This window comes from Paraburkholderia sp. NMBU_R16 (assembly GCF_013282575.1).
Classification (GTDB): domain Bacteria; phylum Pseudomonadota; class Gammaproteobacteria; order Burkholderiales; family Burkholderiaceae; genus Trinickia.
In genome coordinates this window covers 71,138-90,575 of sequence record NZ_JAAAYE010000023.1, presented here as the reverse complement: position 1 = coordinate 90,575, position 19,438 = coordinate 71,138, and the positions used below count along the sequence as shown (strand labels likewise).

Annotated in this window: 16 protein-coding genes; 2 read left to right on the top strand and 14 right to left on the bottom strand. The window is 60.7% G+C overall.

The annotated features are described in order from the left end of the window. Positions 1-95 precede the first annotated feature (95 nt). The 14 genes from GWC77_RS14115 to GWC77_RS14050 all read right to left on the bottom strand — a co-directional run bounded on the left by GWC77_RS14115 (position 96) and on the right by GWC77_RS14050 (position 17,328). Positions 96-620: a hypothetical protein gene (locus GWC77_RS14115; protein WP_173257713.1), complete on the bottom strand. Its 525-nt coding sequence runs from the start codon at positions 618-620 to the stop codon at positions 96-98. A 72-nt stretch (positions 621-692) separates the two neighbouring features. Continuing rightward, complete coding sequence (locus GWC77_RS14110; protein WP_173257711.1) at positions 693-1,754, bottom strand: DUF6708 domain-containing protein; 1,062 nt, start codon at positions 1,752-1,754, stop codon at positions 693-695. Between the two features lie 152 nt (positions 1,755-1,906). Beyond that, positions 1,907-2,998 carry a DUF6708 domain-containing protein gene (locus tag GWC77_RS14105; protein WP_173257709.1) on the bottom strand — a complete coding sequence of 364 codons (1,092 nt, stop codon included), beginning with the start codon at positions 2,996-2,998 and terminating at the stop codon, positions 1,907-1,909. Between the two features lie 2 nt (positions 2,999-3,000). Beyond that, the gene (locus GWC77_RS14100; RefSeq protein WP_173257707.1) at positions 3,001-5,577 is read right to left on the bottom strand and encodes a T6SS effector BTH_I2691 family protein; all 2,577 of its coding nucleotides are present in this window, start codon (positions 5,575-5,577) and stop codon (positions 3,001-3,003) included. Continuing rightward, on the bottom strand, positions 5,574-6,344 hold the full coding sequence (locus GWC77_RS14095; RefSeq protein ID WP_254366959.1) for a DUF4123 domain-containing protein: 771 nt from the start codon (positions 6,342-6,344) through the stop codon (positions 5,574-5,576). Before GWC77_RS14095 ends, GWC77_RS14100 begins: the two co-directional genes overlap by 4 nt. Before the next feature lie 10 nt (positions 6,345-6,354). Beyond that, positions 6,355-8,856, bottom strand: coding sequence for a type VI secretion system Vgr family protein (locus tag GWC77_RS14090; RefSeq protein ID WP_173257706.1), 2,502 nt, complete (start codon positions 8,854-8,856; stop codon positions 6,355-6,357). Positions 8,857-9,033: 177 nt separating this feature from the next. Next, on the bottom strand, positions 9,034-10,671 hold the full coding sequence (locus GWC77_RS14085) for an AMP-binding protein (RefSeq protein WP_173257704.1): 1,638 nt from the start codon (positions 10,669-10,671) through the stop codon (positions 9,034-9,036). A gap of 15 nt (positions 10,672-10,686) precedes the next feature. Beyond that, a complete protein-coding gene (locus GWC77_RS14080; protein WP_173257702.1) occupies positions 10,687-11,082 on the bottom strand; it encodes a RidA family protein in 396 nt (131 codons plus the stop codon). Beyond that, positions 11,079-11,534: a thioesterase family protein gene (locus GWC77_RS14075; protein WP_173257700.1), complete on the bottom strand. Its 456-nt coding sequence runs from the start codon at positions 11,532-11,534 to the stop codon at positions 11,079-11,081. Before GWC77_RS14075 ends, GWC77_RS14080 begins: the two co-directional genes overlap by 4 nt. Further along, positions 11,531-12,715: an acyl-CoA dehydrogenase family protein gene (locus tag GWC77_RS14070; RefSeq protein WP_173257736.1), complete on the bottom strand. Its 1,185-nt coding sequence runs from the start codon at positions 12,713-12,715 to the stop codon at positions 11,531-11,533. The genes GWC77_RS14075 and GWC77_RS14070 overlap by 4 nt, the downstream gene beginning before the upstream one ends. Positions 12,716-12,740: 25 nt before the next feature. Further along, a complete protein-coding gene (locus tag GWC77_RS14065) occupies positions 12,741-13,598 on the bottom strand; it encodes an enoyl-CoA hydratase family protein (protein ID WP_173257698.1) in 858 nt (285 codons plus the stop codon). A gap of 63 nt (positions 13,599-13,661) precedes the next feature. Further along, positions 13,662-14,213: a MarR family winged helix-turn-helix transcriptional regulator gene (locus GWC77_RS14060; RefSeq protein ID WP_367949049.1), complete on the bottom strand. Its 552-nt coding sequence runs from the start codon at positions 14,211-14,213 to the stop codon at positions 13,662-13,664. After that, positions 14,210-14,989, bottom strand: coding sequence for an SDR family NAD(P)-dependent oxidoreductase (locus GWC77_RS14055; protein ID WP_173257696.1), 780 nt, complete (start codon positions 14,987-14,989; stop codon positions 14,210-14,212). Before GWC77_RS14055 ends, GWC77_RS14060 begins: the two co-directional genes overlap by 4 nt. Then, the gene (locus GWC77_RS14050) at positions 14,986-17,328 is read right to left on the bottom strand and encodes a bifunctional salicylyl-CoA 5-hydroxylase/oxidoreductase (protein WP_173257694.1); all 2,343 of its coding nucleotides are present in this window, start codon (positions 17,326-17,328) and stop codon (positions 14,986-14,988) included. Before GWC77_RS14050 ends, GWC77_RS14055 begins: the two co-directional genes overlap by 4 nt. Before the next feature lie 329 nt (positions 17,329-17,657). Between GWC77_RS14050 and gnd the strand changes: the two genes are divergently transcribed. Together gnd and GWC77_RS14040 are read left to right on the top strand one after the other, a co-directional pair. Beyond that, on the top strand, positions 17,658-18,695 hold the full coding sequence (gene gnd, locus GWC77_RS14045) for a phosphogluconate dehydrogenase (NAD(+)-dependent, decarboxylating) (RefSeq protein WP_173257692.1): 1,038 nt from the start codon (positions 17,658-17,660) through the stop codon (positions 18,693-18,695). Positions 18,696-18,738: 43 nt separating this feature from the next. Then, on the top strand, positions 18,739-19,431 hold the full coding sequence (locus GWC77_RS14040) for an HAD family hydrolase (RefSeq protein WP_173257690.1): 693 nt from the start codon (positions 18,739-18,741) through the stop codon (positions 19,429-19,431). Positions 19,432-19,438 lie beyond the last annotated feature (7 nt).

Genomic DNA, 19,438 nt, shown 5'->3' with positions numbered 1-19,438 from the left:
TCAGGCTGCCAAGCGCAAGGCGCGCGGCTACACGCGCTTCGAAACAATGCGAACCGTGCTGTTCCTCATCGCCGGCAAGCTAGATTTCTCCAGCTTCAACCCGCATGCCTCGTGAGCCGCTTTACCCACTGCATTTTCAAAAGAGCCATATATGGGCTATAGATTCTCGCCTTTTTCAAGCTCATTTCTTTCCGGAAGACGTTATCGGAGAAGCCAGAATCGACGGCTTCGACGATGAGTATGCGATGCAGATCGGCCTTTTGATTCTGCTCTCTTCCGACACCCTCCCGAATGTAGCGTTCCGCAAGTGCCTCAAATTGGGCCCGTGTCAGCAGATTGCTTTCGATCATCCATGCCAGCGCAGCCGCAGGGCCGCCTATGGCTGGCTGCTGGCCCTCTTTCGCAAAATCGGGACGATCGCCTAACCGCTTCTTTGCCTCTTCGTAGAGAGGCTGGTCGATCAGCTCAAGCGTCCAAAGCGTGTTGAGGCACGTGAGGTTATGCGAACCGCCGTTTGCAGTCGCGGCGCGACCAGCCGGATCGGATAAGTCATGAGCCATCTCGTCGGCAGCGCACAACTCTTGCACGCGGCCTGTCTCTCGATTGTTCTCGTCTGTCATCGTGACATTGGCCTATTTAAGTACCGGCGAAGCTGTGGGCCAATTGCCGTTTCAAATATGTTCGGCGTTGCATCATCGACCTGGACTAGTGAGCCAAGCTGCTGCGTGCAATCGCCCATCGGGCTCCCCGGACCATCCGTCAATAGTGCCTTTCGGATCGTTCGGATAATCCCCACGTCGCTGTGCGAGCACGGTCTCTGCCCACCCGACCGGCGTTCCGGGACGCGGCTCCGCATACGGGTCTTGGGGTGCCAGCGTGGAAATCTTTTCGACCGCCTCCGGCCAGACCGGGGCGCGACACGTTGCGTTGGCAAAGATGCGCATCGCAGTAAAAACCAGGATGAACGGCATCATGATGACGCGCCATAACACAGGAGCGCGCATGCCGACGCCATATAGCGAGAACAAGAACGATTCGCGCGGGGTCTCGTTCTGGGTATGGAACAGCAGGGGCTTGGGCAAGTTGTTTGGACCGTCGTTCATGTATTTGCACCAGTAGTTCCATTGCGCGAGCGCCAACTCGACTTCGACTGCGCCGACCCACTCTCGACCGATCGAAAACACCCGAGTCACGTTGCCTTTCTCGTCGACGGTGTAATGACGGATATGGTACACGGTGTTGAACTGGGTCACTTCCTTGTGCAAACAGAAAAGAGACTCCGCAGTCCACGGCGCTTCCCAAACGACATCGCCCTGACCCGACTTTGCAAAGAATCGCCGGGCGCGGATTGCGTACAGCTTGCGCGTTTCGCGATGGAACCTGATCGGCCGGTAACTTAGACCGAAGAACAGACCGCGGCCAAGCTTCCAGACAATCGTTGCAAACACGAGCGAGATAAATGCAGCAAAGATATCCCCCGCTACGCCCCCCGCGTACGGGTAACGGACGTTGGTGAGCCAGTAAACATATGGCCCGATTCCTATGAAAATAAACGCGAGAAAGACACCCGTGATGAACCAGTGTTTCTCCAGAAGCGAAGGTTCCGTCACATCCATGTACGTCGCATTGATCTTGAACACCGTGCCTGTATCCCATATGTCGGGACTAACGGGAAGGTCGGTCGACAGTCGGTGCTCCAGATCCCACTTCGGCACGGGAAGACCGACGCACTTTTTCAATAGTCGTTCGTCCATGCGTCAATTCCCTACCGCCGATTTGAATGCCGCCAATTCGGCGTTTTGTGAGTAGTGCTCGCCGTTGCTGGACGTGCAATTGCGACGTGCGCCAGAAAGAAGACGATCAAGGCAGGCGGGAACGGCCGAAAGAGCCTCCTCATTAATCATCGTTACACACGTGCCGCCGGGTGCGTCATATTGACACGAGGATTCTCGAGCCACGCTGTTGCGTGCGTCCTTCCATCGGGCTCGCCCATCCAGCCGTCAGCTCGTGCCTTCGGATCATTCGGATACTCGCCGCGCTGCTGAGCCAAGACGGTATCGCCCCAGCCGACTGGCGTGCCGGAGCGAGGCTCGGCGTACGGATCGTCGGAAGCGACGGCCGAAATTCGTTCGATCGCATCGGGCCAGACGGGATCGCGACAGGTCGCGTTGGCCAGTGTTCGCATGACCGTGAACACCAGGATCAGCGGCATCATCACCAAACGAATGACAACGGGAGCCCGCATTCCGAAGCTGTACATCGAGAAGAGGAACGACTCGCGCAGCGTCTCCCGCTGTGTGTGGAACAGCATCGGTTTGGGCAACCCATTAGGGCCATCGTTCATGTATGCGCACCAGTAGTTCCACTGTGCGAGCGCCATTTCGACTTGCAGTCTACCGGTCCATTCGCGGCCGATTGAGAACACACGCGTGACATTGCCGTGATCGTCTACCGTATAGTGCCGAATGTGAAAAATCGTGCCGAAGGATGTGATCTCGCGGTGGAGGCAGAAGATTGAATCTTGCGTCCAAGGTGCCTCCCAAACCACGTCACCCGCGCCAGCCTTCGCGAAGAAGCGTCGCGAGCGAATCGCATATAGCTTGCGGGTCTCACGATGAAAGCGAATCGGACGGTAGCGCAAGCCGAAGAACAGACCTCGCCCAAGCCTCCAAGCCATTCCGCCAAACAACACCACGAAGCATAGAGCCATCACATCGGCCACAAACAGATAAAACGCCGAGGAATCACCTGTGTGGGTGTAACTGTACATATAAGGGCCGTATAGGGCGGCCAAAAACAGAACGAACACACCCGTGATGAACCATTGCTTCTCTAGAAAGGACGGTTCAATTACATCCATAAAGACGGAATTGATGTTAAACGTCGAACCGAAGTCTTGAATGTCTGGGCTTACCGGTTGATCGGTCGCTAAGCGATGGGCTAGATCCCACTCCGGAACGGGTCTACCAATGCACTTCTTCATGACGCGTTCGTCCATTCTCAGTCTCCTGCGGCCGAGCTAAAAGCTTTGAGTTCTGCTTCGAGCGAAGCGTAGTGTTCCTCCTTGCTGAATTTGCAGCGGGAGACCCAGTCTTTGAGGGCAGACGCCTTGAAAAACGCGATCGCTATTCCGACCAGAATTGACAAGATCAGGGCTGGCCAGAAAAGTGGGAAACTGAAGAATGCGGCAGCGGCAATATATATGCCGAGAGCTCCGCTTGCGATGTAAAGAATGGAAAGCGCGTCTTCCTTATTGCGGTGTGCCTCGGGTGCATTTTTGAGAAGATCGAAGCCAGCTAATACAATGCCAGCGATCGCTCCCAGCCCCCGCCCGATCTTCGCCCCGAGTTCGGCCCATTCGCTGGCGCCAGCCCACTGTTTCATGATGAATGCCGATAACGGATGAGCTGGTGCCTTCGCCACGGTCTCCGACGCAGTTTCAACGACGGTTCCGACGATTGAAACCACGGCGCCGACTGCCTTGAGCCCGGTTTCCCCTTGATTGAACCGGTCACTGCCAGCCCAGTCCTTAGCCGCGAACGTAAGTGTCGCCATCTGAAAGATCACCGTCACGACACCGAGATTGAACTCTCGGGACGAATTGAGCCACTTCTTTGCAGCGTCCACACCAGGCACTGTGATGGCCTTGATCGCATCGGCGTCCAACTTTCCGTCCTTCACCAGGGCATCCACATCCATCTCATAGGCAACGATATTCGGATCGCGCGGTGGCGCGGCTTTTATGACCTGCTTACCGACTTGAGTCGCCGATGCTCGCTGGTCGGTACGATCGCCGTCCAGTTGGACGCCCGCTGCCCGGGCTTCCCGCAGGACCCAGTCTCGAATTGCAAGCTTGCTGACCTGCGACGGTTTGAGGCGAACGCCCGACTGCATCGCCAAACGAATGGTCACAAAACCGATCGCCGCGCCGCGTGCCGCACTCGTGAGTACGTCGACAATATGATTGGCGGTTGTCACGATGAGCCGATCCCGCAAGCTGGCCGCGTTACCTAGACTCTCGACCTTCTTGAACGCTTCCTTGTATAAGTTCAGGAAGTTCTCGTACTGGATATCGGAACCGTGTACCTGTGCATCCGCTGCTTTTATCATCGCGTCCTGATTGAACAGCAGGGCACGTACGTAGACATTTCGGACATTCGCGGCCTGGCCGTTCAGCCACTCATCTATCACTTTCTTGCATGGTTCGGTACCGGCGGCCGACCCAATTGCCTGTGCACATGACTCACTGTACGCGTAGCCGCTGCGAAGATCCTGCGGGTCGTGATTACCCGCCATCCATTCCGCAAGCAGCTTCGAATTGAGCCAGTCGGCATGCGCTTGCACTAGCGGCTGCCATTTCGGCTTGAACGCTTCGAGCGCTTGCTGATACTCCTGCGGGAAGCGTTTCAGTGCTTCCTCGTCCAAGACGCTGGTCCGCTTGCCATCCGGCCCGACCTTGGTCGACGCGTCTTCCCAAGCCTCGTTGGCTGAAGCCTCTATCGTTGCGGGAAGGTTGGCCATCCGCGCATCTTCTTCCTTCGCGGCTTGTTCAAAGCTACCGGTCTTGAAGACGCCTTTGACCAAACGATAAAGCCCGGTCAAATCGGCCATGGGCGGGGCGTTGTAATTTCCGACTCGCGAATTGAGGTCGTTGACACTTTGGGCCGTCTGAGACATTCGGTAAGACAGCCCAGTCGATGCCTTGGCGTCGGCGCGAATACCGGCTTCGGCTCGCTCCAGCAGCTGTGCCGAAATGTATTTCCAGTAGATCTGTTCGTCGAAGCCGTTGCTCAGATTCGGGACCGTCAATTCCGCGAGATCGTTCGCGATACCGACGGGATCGTTGACCGCGACGATGAAACCCTTCTTGAGTGGCGACTTCGCCATGGCATCGCCGATGCGCTTCGCGACGTTGCGTTGGCGCAAGCGCATTTCGTCCTTGGGCGCGCGATTACTAAAGCCGAACGCATCCTTCATTGCCTGGCCGTCCATCGCGAAATGCGCGACCTTCTCATGAGCGGCCTGAAATTCTCCGGTATCCGCGGCGCCCCCGGCGACCATCGCAGGGATATTGATGCACTGCATGTGCTGCTTGCGCCAGCCCGCGTCGCCGATCTTGTTGTGCACCAGATCCTTGGTCCAGCGGACGTTCGACCAACCGATCCAAAGATTGGTCGCTTCATCGCTATCGCTGCCGGGCGTGTGGTCGACGCTGACGCACCGACCCAGCGATTCGAAATCGGCTTCGCCGCGCGTGATGCAGCTTTGGGTGAGTGCATCCTTCGCACCAGGTGGCGGCGTCGTATCTGGCGGGAAGTACCATAGCGAGCCATCGTCGAGGACCATGTACGCACTTAGCCGCTTGCGCTTCTCATCGTAGGTGTACAGATAGCCTTGGCGCAGCGCACGCAACGTGTATTTGGCTGTGCCGATCGCCTGGGGAGCGCGTCTATCGATCTTGAAGTTGCCGGACAACGCCGGCGCTTTAGCGGCGCCTCGCGGGCAGGCAACTGCATATCGAACAGGGTAGATAAGCAGCGATTGTCGATCGCACAACGGGCATCCCTTGGTTGTCATCGTTTTGATCCCTGAATTTCGGCATCGAGCGCGAGGTCATTGCGTACGCGCTCCGACATGAACTCCACAAGTACATCGACATCTTCGGCTTCGTTGCTTAACGCCACGTCGGAAAACAACAGATCCAGGGCGGCGGGCAGCCGAGCAGCTTGCTCGACGGACATAGCGGGCAGACGGCGCAGGACCCGATCCGCAGCTTCGCTACGATTGACACGTCCCCATTGCTCCGCGCGGGGCCAGCCTGGCTGTCGATCGATCTCCTCAGCGCCGGTGCCAGCGCCCGTGACGCTCCAGCGGTGTCCCGCCCATGCGAACTGCCACAGCTTGACCGGCCCGAGCAACGCCTCCCGCTGCGTCGTATCGAGGATTGCAAGCGTCAACGTCAAGACACGGGGATCGTAGTAACGCCAAAACACCGATTTGCCGTTAGCTCCTGGGCCTACCAAGTAGCGTGCGACATGTGCGCTAACGGCATCGGCGTCGGCATCACTGTCGAGCCATGCGCACACCACGGGCGGGCGCTCGGCGTATATTTCCGCCATCCAGCACTCGGTAGCCAGCGCGCGCGCTTCGTCATCCAATGCGGCGACTTCGATCAACTGCGGCATCAGCTCTTCCCGGTGCGCGAGTGTGCGGTGTGTACACGTACGCATGTCCACCGCGGCCAGTGCGGGCACATGGACAAGCGTAGTGGGTTCGACGAGCAGAAAACCGTGCGTCAATGGTCCAGAAAACTTCGGGGCGGGCTGCAGTTGAGAAATCGTCATCGATGTCCCCTCAGGTTAGCGCGACCGATGCCTGACCGGTCTGCGCGGCAGCGCTTGCGACTTGTCCGCATAGATCGTTGCCCGGGAACTGTGACGGAACGCTCTCCGGCCCGACGCTGTCGTGACTACCCGCATGAATCCTGTTTTCGCCAGGCGTATAGCCGACGATACCTTTGGCGCTGACCTCGAGCTGACTGTTACCCGCCGTCAGCCGAATACCCTGCTTGGCGGTGATATTGATCCAATCCGTTGTACTGATGATCGCAACGACCTTCTTGGCGAGCAATTCGAGGTCGTCGTTTTGCGCTTGAATCTGGACTTTGCCACTGGCTGCAATGAGCTTCATGCCCAGCCGGTGGACGAACACCGAAAACTTGTCCGATACGCTCGCAAAAAGCGATTTGCCCGCGGCGATCGATACGTGCTGGCCAGCCGTAACCCCGACATGCTGGTCGCCCGCGAGATGCGCAGTCGCCGGCGTCGTCATCTCGAGACCGGCCGCCCCTGCAAGCAGCAGGTGCGGTTCGTTGAGTTCCGCGAAAGACCCGTTACCACCGCCTGAGCCCTTGATGCCATCCGTCTGCGATTTCAGTTCATCCGCGACCTGGCTTTGATCGGCGCCTGTGTCCTGGGCATCATGCTTCTGAGCGAGCTTGCCAAGCTGATCGTGCAATGTCTGCGCTTTCGCGAGACGCGTCAACGGCTCGCTCACGTCCGCGATGTGGGACTTACCCAGCGGGCGTCCCTCGGTACTCACCACCATACCTTGAGCCGTGCGGACAGCCCCGACTCCGTCGGTGCGCAACTCGAAGCCCTCGCCGCGCGCATCCTGCCGTCCCTGCCAGTCCTCGATACGCGTGATGCTGCCCAGCGACAATTGACTGGCCTTATGATCGCTGCGCAACTGCGTCTGAATCGCGCCCGCCGTATCGTCGAAAACCAGATGATTGCTGTTGCCTGCGCTCCGGTTGCCGCCATCGCCGAGCAACTCGCGGCTGCGAATGCCGGTCAATGCGCGTTGATGCGGCAACTGCCACGCCGGCGGGTTCGTCGCATTGCCGACCCGGCCCGTGATGATCGGATGGTCCGGATTGCCGTCGAGCCATTGAACGACCACTTCCGAGCCGATTCGCGGCAGCGCGGTCATGCCTTGGCCGCCGCCCGCCCAGCCGCTCGACACGCGGATCCAGGTTGTGTCCTGGCCCTCCCTGTCCCAGTGGAACCGTACAAGGCACCGTCCGTGCTCGTCGGTGAAGATGCTGTCGCCCTTCGCGTCGAGGACGGGTTGCGGCGCGACGACGGTCGCAGTCTGTGGCGCCAGGATGCGCGTATCGACGCTGTTGTATCCGGGCGCTGGCCGCCACCGCTGGTCGCGACGGACACAGACAAAGGCGTTCTCGTAAGTGGCCGGTGCGTTGACGCCTTGGAGATAGTTGTTCGTGGCGACGTGACGTGCAGAAACGATTAGGTATTCGTCTTCATGGCTTTTGCGGCTGATCATGCCGCCGAAGTGATCGGTCAACCGGAACCAGCGGCCCGGCATCACGAAGCGGCAGTGGCCGCGTGCCTCATACTGCCGTGCGTTCGCCCCGAAAGCGTCGATACGCCGCTGCGCCCATCGCTGGCCGTCGTCCGTATTGCGATACCCGTACGCGCCGGCGTACTCGTACCACTCCAACTTTGGATTGCCGCTGTTCTCCCATCCGTCGACCTGCGCATCGGTCACCCCGCCCGACTTGGCTGTGCGCCCGGGATCCTTGAAATCGGCCCGGGCGAGCGCGATGTGCGTCGACGTGATCGTCTGAACGGGCGACCACGACGTAATGCCATCCGCTTCCTGTGAGCCCGCCTCGCTCTGATAGCGAATTTCCGGTGTGCTTCCATCGATCGCCGGCTCGTTGCGCAGAGGATCGGACACGATGAGCTTGTGGGCTGCGGCTGTGTGTTCATACCAGTAGCACAGGCCGAGATGCTCCCAGCGGCGATGCACGTAATTGTGGTCGTGCTCCTCGAACTGGCACGCCATCTTCATCCGCGGGTCGTCCTCCCGAACCGTCCAGTCCCAGACCGCCCGGTAGCCATAATTCTGGAAGATCGCTTCGGTTTGACCGCGTATCGTCAAATCGCAGAACAACCGGTTGTTCTTGCGCAGCGTCAGATAGCGCAACCACGGGCCGACCTCGGCTTCGTAAAACGCAATTCCGCCATCCGTTTTGGTCAAGCGGAATGAAAATACAAAGCCGTTGAAATACCGAAAGCTACCGTCGTTGCGCAGCAATCGTGTGGACAGCAGCTTTCCAACGAAATCCTTCGGGTCCAGCTTTGCGTTGTCCGAAAGTATTTCGACAACGAATCTGAAATCGCGCGACAGGAATTCTTCCGCCTCGAGGCGATTCGCCAGCAAGACATCGTAGGGGGCGTCGCCATCGGGAAACGACAGCGTCAGAAATCGGTTGTTAAGCGCTCCCGCAGCGAGGGTCCGGAGGTCTTGAGCGGACAGGTCAGTATTCATTTTGTGTGCTGACAGATCGCCGATATTCAATAGTCGCGCGATTTTACACACAAACCTATTACGGAAGGTAGAACAGACAATCGATAAGCAGCATAAGGAGATTTTACCGAGCGCAAATGCGCACTCAGGTAATATTTCCTTCAATGCGGAGTCGCTGCTTAGTAGTGGTCTGCGCGTCTACATCGTCCGCAATGCAAATCGCTTCAACTTCCCTGTTTCGGTACGCGGCAATGCCTCGAGGAATCGAATGACGCGCGGATATTTATAAGGCGCGACGTGAGCTTTGACGAAGGCCTGTAATTCGGCGACGAGCGCATCGTTGGGTGTATAACCCGGTCTGATCACGACGAATGCCTTGACGATCTGTCCGCGTTCGTCGTCGGGCACGCCGATCACGCCGCATTCGGCAACGGCCTCGTGCTCGAGCAGCACGCTCTCCACCTCGGGCCCCGAGATGTTGTAGCCGGCGGAAACGATCATGTCGTCGGCGCGTGCCTGGTAGAACACATAGCCGTCCTCATCCAGATAGACCGCATCGCCGGGCAGATTCCAACCGTCGCGGACGAATTTCTTCTGCCTTTCGTCAGCCAGGTAACGGCAGCCGGTGGGCCCGCGCACGGCGAGCTTGCCGACCGTACCGCGCGGCAACGGCTGCATCGCGTCGTCGACGACGGCGATTTCATAGCCCGGCACGGCATTGCCGATAGCATGCTGGCGTATATCCTCGGGTGCGGACGAGATGAAAATATGGATCATTTCCGTGCCGCCGAGTCCATCAATCATCTCGATGCCTGTCGCCTGGCGCCAAAGCGCACGCGTGGCATCGGGTAGCGCTTCGCCGGCCGATACGGTCTTCGCGAGGCTCGACAGATCGAATCGCGCGACATGCGGCGCCATTTGCCGATAGAACGTCGGCGCGGTGAATACGATCGTCGCGCGAAAACGCTCTATCGCGCTCAACAGCGTCTCTGGCGTGAGCTTTTCGATGAGCACGGTCGATGCACCGGCGCGCAGCGGAAAGCAGAGCAGGCCGCCCAAACCGAATGTGAAGGCGAGCGGTGGCGTGCCGCAAAAGACGTCGTCGGCGCTCGGGCGCAGGACATGCCGCGGGAACAAATCGCACATTGCCAGCACATCGCGATGAAAATGCATGCAGCCCTTCGGCGCGCCCGTCGTGCCGCTCGTGAAGGCAATCAGGCAGACATCGTCGGCAGCCGTATCGCAGGCTTCGAAATGTGTAGGCATCGTGGCGGCCCGTGTGTCGAGCGACTCGGGCTCGTCACTATGAAACAGCATCACTTGCGTGAGATCGGCGGCGAAGTATTCGCCGCCGGGCTCGCGGCAACGTGCCAATTCCTCGGCGAGCCGTGCATCGCATAAGGCCGCGCCGATGCGCGCCTTATCGATGATCTGCTTCAATTCCTTCGCCCGTAAAAGCGGCATCGTCGGCACGACGACAAGCCCGGCTTTGAGACTGGCCAGGAACGCCGCGGCCATTTGCAGCGTATTGGGCCCGCGCAGCAGCACGCGATTGCCGGGCTGCAGCGCCAAATCGTCGACGAGCACGTGCGCCCAGCGATCGACCATCTCGCGAAGCTCGCGATAGGTCGTCGCCTGCGGTCGCCCGTCGACTTCCGACCAGATCGCCACGCGTTCACCGTGTCCGGCATCGATTGCGCCATCGAGCAAGACCGCGGCGCAATTGAAGCGCGCGGGATAGGCAAGTTCAGGATCGTCGAGCCGCATTTCGGGCCATTGATCGATCGGGGGCAGGTTGTCGCGGGCGAACGTATCGACATGTGCGGACGGTTCCATGGCATCCCTCCGGGATCAGTCGGGAATGACGGCGGTGGCTTCGATTTCGACCTTGGCCGCGTCTTCGATCAGCGCCGCCACCTGGACTGCGCTCATGGCGATGTCATAGTCGCCGATTACTTCGCGAAAGGCCCGGCCCACTTCCGGCAGCGACGCCAGATATTCGCGCTTGTCGGTCACGTACCATGTCATTCGCACGAGATGTTCCGGCCGGCCACCGGCCGCCTCGAGCACCGTGGCGACGTTGAGCAGCGCTTGACGCGCCTGCGTCGCGAACTCCGTCGAATGGAATTGTTCGTCGGCGTCCCAGCCGATCTGCCCGGCGATATAGACGGACGTGCCGCGCGCGGCTACTGCGTTGGCATAACCGCGCGGCTTCGGCCAGCCCGCCGGCAAGTAGGTGCGTTTCATGGCGAAGGAACCTCGAAGGTCAAAGGCGACGATGCGGCGCACTCGAGCGCAACGCGAATATCGTTGGGAATATCGATCGATTTGTGCGACTCGAGCGATGTGGTTACGAGGACTTGCTTCGAACGGAAGCGGACGCCGTCATCGCGAAGCGCGTCGATACCGAGGCAAATCGAACGCCCTCCGAGCGCATCGAGCGACAAGCGCATCGATAGGGATTCGCCCATGCGGCTCGGCCGGACGAACTCACATTCGAGCTTGACGATCGGCAGGCCGATACGGCGGGTTCCGATCATTGCCGCATAGTCGATACCGAGCCCATCGTTGAACCAATCCTCGACGAGCGCATTCGTAAGCGTCAGATACTGCGGAAAAAATACGATGCCGGCCGGATCGCAGTGCGCGAAGCGGATTTTTACCGGCCGCTCGAAGACGATACCACCAGGTAGGCTCATCGGTCGGCCTCGTTGCGTTCGGCGTAGCGGGCGAGAAGATCGCGCCCGACGATCAATTGCTGTACTTCTGTCGCGCCTTCGTAGATGCGCAGCGCGCGAATCTCGCGATAGAGCGTTTCTACAGTCGTTCCGCTTTGGACGCCTTGGCCGCCCCAGATCTGTACGGCCGCGTCGATGACTTGCTGTGCGCCCTCCGTGGCGTGCCACTTCGCCATCGCGGCTTCGCGCGTGACGCGTTTGCCGTGATCGCGCATCCAGGCCGCGCGGTAGACGAGCAGTGCGGCGCTATCGATCGTCAATGCCATATGCGCAAGTTTCGCCTGCGTCAACGGCAAACCGCCGAGCGTTTGTCCGAACAGATGCCGCGTGCTCGCGCGTTCCAGCGCCTCGGAGAGCGCCCGGCGGGCGAAGCCGAGTGCGGCTGCCGCGACCGAAGTGCGAAAGATGTCGAGCGTGCGCATGGCAAGCTTGAATCCTTCGCCCGGCGCGCCCAGCATGCAGTGTTTGGATACACGTACGCCCTCGAATGCCAGCCGTGCGAGCGGATGCGGCGCGATGACTTCGAGACGCTCGGCGATCGTGAGTCCGGGCGTATCGGCATCGACAACGAATGCGCTGATGCCATGCGCGCCCGGCGCCTCGCCTGTGCGCGCGAACACGACATAGAAGTCCGCAATGCCGCCGTTCGAAATCCAGGTCTTCTCGCCGTCGAGAACGTAGGCGTCGCCGTCATCGCGCGCGCTCAGCGCGAGCGCGGCCACATCCGAGCCGGACGCCGGCTCGGTCAACGCGAACGCGGCAATTGCCGTGCCGCTGGCGACGGCGGGCAGATACCGCTGTTTTTGTGCTTCGGTGCCCGCGAGCGTGATCGCGCCAGAGCCCAGCCCCTGCATGGCCAGCGCGAAGTCGGCGAGACCCGCATGCCGCGCCAACGTCTCGCGCAACAGACAGATCGCGCGTGTATCGATCTGCTCGCCTTCGCCGCCGTAGATGCGTCCGCCGATGCCGTAGCGCAACCACCCGGCCTCGCCCAGCATCCGGACGAGCCGGCGACATCCCTCGTCGACGCGTTCCCGTTCGTGCAACGACGGGCCGAGCGCGGGCAGATGCGCGTTGCACCAGGCATCTATTTCCGCGGCGAGCGCGCGATGCCGTGGTTCGAAGAACGGCCAGTCCAGCATGCTCGATTGGGAATCGGTCGCCACGTCAATCTCCCTTGAATTCCGGACGCGCTTTTGCCGCGAACGCGCGGTAAGCCCGCTCGAAATCTTGTGTGGCCATGCAAATTGCCTGTGCCTGGGCCTCCGCCTCGATGGCCTCGTCGACGCTCATGTTCCATTCCTGGTGCAACATTCGCTTCGTCACGCCGTGCGCGAACGTGGGGCCGCTCGCGAGCGTGCGCGCGAGCTCGCTTGCTTGCGCAACCAACTCGACGGGTTCGCACAGGCGGTTGTAAAAACCCCATGTAAAGGCTTCTTCGCCGCTCGCCGCCCGGCCCGTGAAAAGCAGCTCCGATGCACGGCCCTGACCGATGATGCGCGGCAGGATCGAGCAGGCGCCCATATCGCAGCCTGCTAGTCCGACACGTGTGAACAGGAAAGCGAGTTTGCTGCGCGCGGTGGCATAGCGCAGATCGGCCGCCATGGCGAGGATGGCTCCCGCTCCGGCGCATACGCCGTCGACGGCCGCTACGATCGGCTGCGGGCAGTGGCGCATGGCTTTCACGACGTCGCCCGTCATGCGCGTGAACATGAGCAGCTCGGGCACCGGCAAGCCGATCAATGGCCCGATGATTTCATGTACGTCACCGCCGGAGCAGAAGTTTTCCCCGGCACCGTGAATGACGATCGCTTTGACATCCGTTGCATAGGCGAGCTGGCGGAACAGATCGCGCAGTTCGGCGTACGAATCGAATGTGAGCGGGTTCTTGCGTTCTGGACGGTTCAGGACGATCGTGCCTACGCCGTCGCTAACGGACCAGTCGAAGTGGTGAGCCGCGTAGCCGGCGAGCCGGACGGCGTTGCCTGCGTGAAGCCGCGTGGCGGGTGAGGACGGATGAGTCATGGGCTTGAGTGGTTCGTTGGATCAGCGTTGAATGTCAGTGTCAGCCGTGAACAAGGCGCTGGCTCAGCGCTGAGTACTGTCGATCAAATGCGCTTTCAGTTTGGCTAGACGCTGATGCATCTTCGACTTCTCGTCACGGCCCAGGCCGCCCAACAGCTCCACGACCCATTGCTCGTGTGCCCGCGCCATCTTGTCGAAAGCGAGGCGTCCGGCGGGTGTGAGCCGCACGCTGAAGGCGCGACGGTCGTTCGGGTCCGCATCGCGCGCAACGAAGCCTTCGTTCTCGAGTTGATCGGTGATGCCCGTCACGTTGCCGCCGGTGACCATCAGGCGCCGCGATATTTCGCTCATCTTGAGTCCTTCGGGATGACGTTCGAGTTGGGCCATCAAGTCGAAGCGCGGCAGTGTCGTCCCGAATTCGTCGCGCAGTCGGCGTCGCAGCTCCGCTTGCACGAGGTTCGTGGTGGTCAGCAGCCTCAACCATAGCCGCAGGCTCATATGGCTGTCCGCACCCGTGCGGGCTTCCATGTCGACGACGTTGTCGCCGCGCGTCGGCTTCGGTGTTTGCGCCGGTTGAGGGGCGTCTTTTTTTGCAGGGCGGGCAGGGCGGTTCACATCACTTCTCCACCGGCGATCGAAATCGATTGGCCGGTCATGGCTGACGATTCAGGTTGTACAAGCCAAAGCACGGCGTGTGCGACTTGTTCCGGTGACACGAAACGCTGCTGTGGGTTGGCACGCTCGAGCGCGGCGCGTGCTTCGTCCATGCTTCGGCCCGTCTTGGCGACGACTTGATCGAGCGCGCCGCGCAGCAGTTCGGTTTCGGTATAACCAGGGCATACCGCGTTGACCGTTATGCCTTTCGTCGCCACTTCGAGCGCGAGCGAGCGCGTCAGGCCGATGACGCCATGCTTGGCCGCGCAGTACGCGGCCACATAGGGGTAGCCGATCTGCCCTGCTGTGCTGGCCACGTTGACGATGCGGCCATATCGCCGTTCGAGCATGGCGGGCATCACCGCCTGCGTGCACAGGAAGACCCCTGTCAGGTTGACCTCGAGCATGCGGTTCCACAGCGTCAGATCGGTCGCCGTGAAGGGCGAGGCTTGCGCCTGACCGGCGTTGTTGATCAGGATATCGACCGGCCCCATCGCTTGCGCTGCTGCGGCAAATGCTTGCGCGACCTCGTCCGGTTTCGTCACATCCATCGTGACGCAGCCAACATCGTCAAAGGCGGCGAGCTGTTCGCGTTGCGCGGCAAGCTTCGTGGCATGGCGGCCCGTCAGCGTGACGCGGACGCCCGCTTGTGCGAGTGCGCGCGCAATCGCTGCGCCGATGCCGCTGCCGCCGCCCGTTACTACGGCGTGCTTGCCGCTGAGCGAGTGTTCGTTCATTGCGTCTCCGATGTCGACGAGGATGAGACTTGAGCGCGCTCGCGTTCGGCGTTGCGCTCGAGCTGAGCTTTCGCGGCCGTGTATTGCTTCGGCCAGGCGATGTCGAAGTAGCCGATTCTTGCTGCTTCGGTAAGCGTCCAGGCCGGGTTCGCCAAATGTGGCCGCGCGATGGCGCACAAATCGGCGCGGCCGGCCGCGATGATGCTGTTCGCATGATCGGCTTCCGAAATCGCGCCGACCGCGATCGTCGGGATGCCGGCCTCATTGCGGATGCGATCTGAAAACGGCGTCTGATACATGCGTCCGTAGATCGGCTTTTCGAGCTTGCTGACCTGTCCCGACGAGACGTCGATCATGTCCGCGCCTGCCGTCTTGAATGCGCGCGCGATCTGTACCGCATCGTCCGGCGTGGTACCGCCTGCGACCCAGTCGTGCGCCGAGATGCGCACCGAAATGGGTTTGCTCTGAGGCCATACACGGCGCATGGCGGCGAACACCTGGAGCGGATAGCGCAGCCGATGTTCAAGCGAGCCGCCGTATTCGTCGGTGCGCCGGTTCGTCAGGGGCGAAATGAAGCTGGAAAGAAAGTAGCCGTGCGCGCAGTGCAGTTCGAGCCAATCGAAGCCCGCTTCATCGGCCATCTTTGCCGCCTGCACGAACTGGTTTTCGATTTCGCGCAGGTCGTCGCGGGTGGCTTCGCGCGACCATTGGCTGATGCCTGCCAGATATTGCTGCGGTGAGGCGGAAACGATCGGCCAGTTACCTTTGTCGAGCGGCTGGTCGATGCCGTCCCAGCTGACGCGCGTCGATGCTTTGGCGCCCGCATGGCCGAGCTGCATGCCGATTTTCGCGTCGCTTGCGCTATGGACGAAATCGACGATGCGCTGCCACGCTTGCCGATGTTCGCTCGTATACATGCCCGGACATCCGGGTGTAATCCGGCCTTCGGCACTGACGCACGTCATTTCGGTCATCACCAGTGCCGCGCCGCCCATGGCGCGGGCGCCGAGATGCGTCAGATGGTAGTCGCCGACAGTGCCATCGACTGCCGAGTATTGCGCCATCGGCGAAACGACGATGCGGTTTTTGAGGTGCACGCCGCGCACAGCGAAGGGCGTGAACATCGGGGGAGTCGATCGCGTTTTGACGGGTTGGGGTGCACCCGCGCGCGTGGCCAGCCAGTTTTCGAAGGTGGCCACGTAATGCGCGTCGCGGGCGCGCAGGTTTTCATGCGAGATGCGCTGCGATCGCGTCAGCAGCGAATAGGCGAATTGTTCGGGTTCGAACGCGGCGTATCGGTCGACATGCTCGAACCATTCCGTCGAATTGCGGGCGGCGTTCTGCAGCCGCAGGACATCGACGCTGCGTATGCGTTTGTAACGGTCCAGTGCGGCGGCCAGATCGTCCGGGTGAGCATCGATGCTGTTGGCGAGTTCGATCGCGTCTTCCAGCGCGAGCTTCGTGCCCGAGCCGATGGAAAAGTGTGCTGTATGGGCGGCGTCGCCCATCAAGACGACGGGCGTCGAGCCGCCAGCGGGACGTGGCTTGACGTAAACCCACTCGCGATTGACGACGCGCGGAAAGCGGATCCATTGCGAGGAGCCGCGCAAGTGTGTCGCGTTCGAGATCAGGGAATTACCGTCGAGATACTTCGCGAAAAGACGCTCGCAAAACGCAATGCCTTGTTCCTTGCTCATCTCCTCGAGGCCAGCGGCGCGCCACACGCGCTCGGGCGCTTCGACGATGAATGTCGAGGTGTCCTGATCGAATCGATAGGCATGCGCCTGAAACCAACCCCATTCCGTTTCTTCGAACGCGAACGTGAAGGCGTCGAAGCGCTTTTTCGTGCCTAGCCAGACGAAGCGGCAGTCGCGAAGGTCGATATCGGGTTGGTACGTCGAGGCGTACTTCTGTCGGATGACGCTATTGGCACCGTCGGACGCGATGATGAGGTCGGCGTCGTAGCGATCATCGTCCGTCACGTTCGTTTCGAACACGAGTTCGACACCGAGCGCCTCGCAGCGGGCTTGAAGGATATTGAGCAGACGTTTGCGACCGATGCCGCAGAACCCGTGACCCGACGAACGGATGGTCCGGCCGCGGAAGTTGATTTCGATGTCGTCCCAATGATTGAACGCATCGAGAATCATATCCGCGCTCGTCGGGTCCGCCGCGCGCAGATTGCCGAGCGTTTGATCGGAGAACACTACCCCCCAGCCGAAGGTGTCGTACGGGCGGTTACGCTCGATGACCGATACATGGTGCGCGGGGTTGCGCAGTTTCATCAGGAGGCCGAAGTAGAGGCCGGCTGGGCCCCCTCCGATACAGACGATGCGCATGTTCGATCCTCCTTGGCGATGGAGGAAATTTAGGTTGGAATAGTTTAGATGTCAAGTAAAGCGCATCGGGGCATAGTCGGGCGGAGGGACCTTCATGCGAAATAATAAAGTCCGTGTTGGAAGAAAAAGTCTGTCTTGGGGACGGATGGGCGATGCGTCGCTACGGCCGAGGACTAGATGACCGCCGAGCGCTATGCTTCTCTGCGAGGATTCGTGATCCTTGCCAATAGTCGTCTATATTTAAGCAAGATCGCGCGCGCGAACTGCCTGTTTCGCGTCGCGTTTTCCGCTTGCCGGTCTCGGAGAGGTGTCGCATTAAGGAGGGCAACATGCAGCTCGGCATGATTGGATTGGGACGCATGGGATCCGATATGGTGCGGCGCCTCATCAGGGGCGGCCACGAATGCGTCGTCTACGATGCCCAGCCGGCAGCCATCCAGAAGCTTCTGCAGCATGGGGTCGTGGGTGCGTCTTCACTAGGAGACCTGACCGCACGACTGGCGAAGCCGCGCGCAGTCTGGTTGATGGTGCCCGCGGCGGTGGTCGATTCGACGCTGGGGGGGCTGACGCCGCTTCTCGAATCCGGCGACGTGATCATCGATGGCGGCAACTCGTGGTACCAGGACGATATCCGGCGCGCAGCGGCATTGGCGCCGCGAGAGATTCACTACGTGGATGTCGGGACGAGCGGCGGTGTCGCTGGGCTCGATCGTGGCTATTGCCTGATGATCGGCGGCGAAAAGAATGTCGTGCAGCATCTTGCGCCGATCTTTGCCACGCTGGCCCCCGGCGTCGACGCGGCGCCGCCCACGCCCGGACGCCAGAAGGGCGGCAGCACTGCTGAGCAGGGCTATCTGCACTGTGGTCCGCAAGGTGCAGGCCACTTCGTCAAAATGGTCCACAACGGGATCGAATACGGCCTGATGGCGGCGTATGCCGAAGGGCTCAACATCCTGCACCATGCCGATGCCGGCAAGCGGGCGCGCGACGCGGATGCCGAGACGACGCCGTTGCGCAGCCCCGAGCACTATCAGTACGAACTGGACCTGTCCGAGATTACGGAAGTCTGGCGCCGTGGCAGCGTCATCGGCTCGTGGTTGCTGGATCTCATCGCCACGACATTTCTGAATGACCCCCGACTGAAAAACTTCGAGGGGCGAGTGTCGGATTCCGGCGAGGGGCGCTGGACGCTCTCCGCTGCCGTCGACGAAGGCGTGCCGGCACCGGTCCTCAGCGCTGCGCTCTATCAGCGCTTCAGTTCGCGCGGCGCAGCGGATTTTGCCAACAAGGTGTTGTCTGCCATGCGGCATGATTTCGGCGGGCACGTGGAAAAGACGGCTGATCAACCGGATAAGCAGCAAGGATGAGCCGATGCCCACACCGCAATCCCGGCGCGGAGGAGGCGACTCGATGAGCGCGCCCGATGAAGTGGTGTTTCTACTTGATTGCGACAACACCCTGCTCGACAACGATCGCGTACAGGAGGATCTTCGCGCGCATCTCACGCGCGAGTTTGGTTCCGGGAACAGCGACCGATACTGGGAAATCTTCGAAATCCTGCGCTCCGAGTTGGGTTACGCGGACTACCTGGGTGCGTTGCAACGCTTTCGGCTGGAAAATCTGAGCGATACGCGGCTGCTATTCATGTCCTCGTTCCTGATCGACTACCCGTTTGCAGGTGTGCTATACCCTGGCGCGCTTGACGCCATCCGGCATCTTCGGAGCCGGGGGTTGACCGTGGTTCTTTCCGATGGCGATGTGGTATTTCAGCCGCGCAAGATCGAGCGCTCCGGCCTATGGGCGGCTGTCGATGGCCATGTGTTGATCTATATCCATAAGGAAATGCAACTGGATGCAGTTGCGCGGCGTTACCCGGCCCGGCGCTACGTGATGATCGACGACAAATTGCGCATTCTGGCGGCGATGAAAAAGACATGGAAAGACCGCCTGACAACGGTCTTCCCACGCCAGGGACGTTACGCGCTGGACCCCGCGAATCTCGCCGCATATCCGCCGGCCGACATCACGATCGAGCGCATCGGCGAGCTGGCCGATGCTGATCTGGCCGCGCTGTTCGGCAACGACACTGCGGGCAACGCGTAACAGGAGG

Coding starts and splice junctions, on each gene's coding strand:
- GWC77_RS14115 (WP_173257713.1), bottom strand. CDS start 620: ATGACAGACGAGAACAATCGAGAGACAGGCCGCGTGCAAGAGTTGTGC.
- GWC77_RS14110 (WP_173257711.1), bottom strand. CDS start 1,754: ATGGACGAACGACTATTGAAAAAGTGCGTCGGTCTTCCCGTGCCGAAG.
- GWC77_RS14105 (WP_173257709.1), bottom strand. CDS start 2,998: ATGGACGAACGCGTCATGAAGAAGTGCATTGGTAGACCCGTTCCGGAG.
- GWC77_RS14100 (WP_173257707.1), bottom strand. CDS start 5,577: ATGACAACCAAGGGATGCCCGTTGTGCGATCGACAATCGCTGCTTATC.
- GWC77_RS14095 (WP_254366959.1), bottom strand. CDS start 6,344: ATGACGATTTCTCAACTGCAGCCCGCCCCGAAGTTTTCTGGACCATTG.
- GWC77_RS14090 (WP_173257706.1), bottom strand. CDS start 8,856: ATGAATACTGACCTGTCCGCTCAAGACCTCCGGACCCTCGCTGCGGGA.
- GWC77_RS14085 (WP_173257704.1), bottom strand. CDS start 10,671: ATGGAACCGTCCGCACATGTCGATACGTTCGCCCGCGACAACCTGCCC.
- GWC77_RS14080 (WP_173257702.1), bottom strand. CDS start 11,082: ATGAAACGCACCTACTTGCCGGCGGGCTGGCCGAAGCCGCGCGGTTAT.
- GWC77_RS14075 (WP_173257700.1), bottom strand. CDS start 11,534: ATGAGCCTACCTGGTGGTATCGTCTTCGAGCGGCCGGTAAAAATCCGC.
- GWC77_RS14070 (WP_173257736.1), bottom strand. CDS start 12,715: ATGCTGGACTGGCCGTTCTTCGAACCACGGCATCGCGCGCTCGCCGCG.
- GWC77_RS14065 (WP_173257698.1), bottom strand. CDS start 13,598: ATGACTCATCCGTCCTCACCCGCCACGCGGCTTCACGCAGGCAACGCC.
- GWC77_RS14055 (WP_173257696.1), bottom strand. CDS start 14,989: ATGAACGAACACTCGCTCAGCGGCAAGCACGCCGTAGTAACGGGCGGC.
- GWC77_RS14050 (WP_173257694.1), bottom strand. CDS start 17,328: ATGCGCATCGTCTGTATCGGAGGGGGCCCAGCCGGCCTCTACTTCGGC.
- gnd (WP_173257692.1), top strand. CDS start 17,658: ATGCAGCTCGGCATGATTGGATTGGGACGCATGGGATCCGATATGGTG.
- GWC77_RS14040 (WP_173257690.1), top strand. CDS start 18,739: ATGAGCGCGCCCGATGAAGTGGTGTTTCTACTTGATTGCGACAACACC.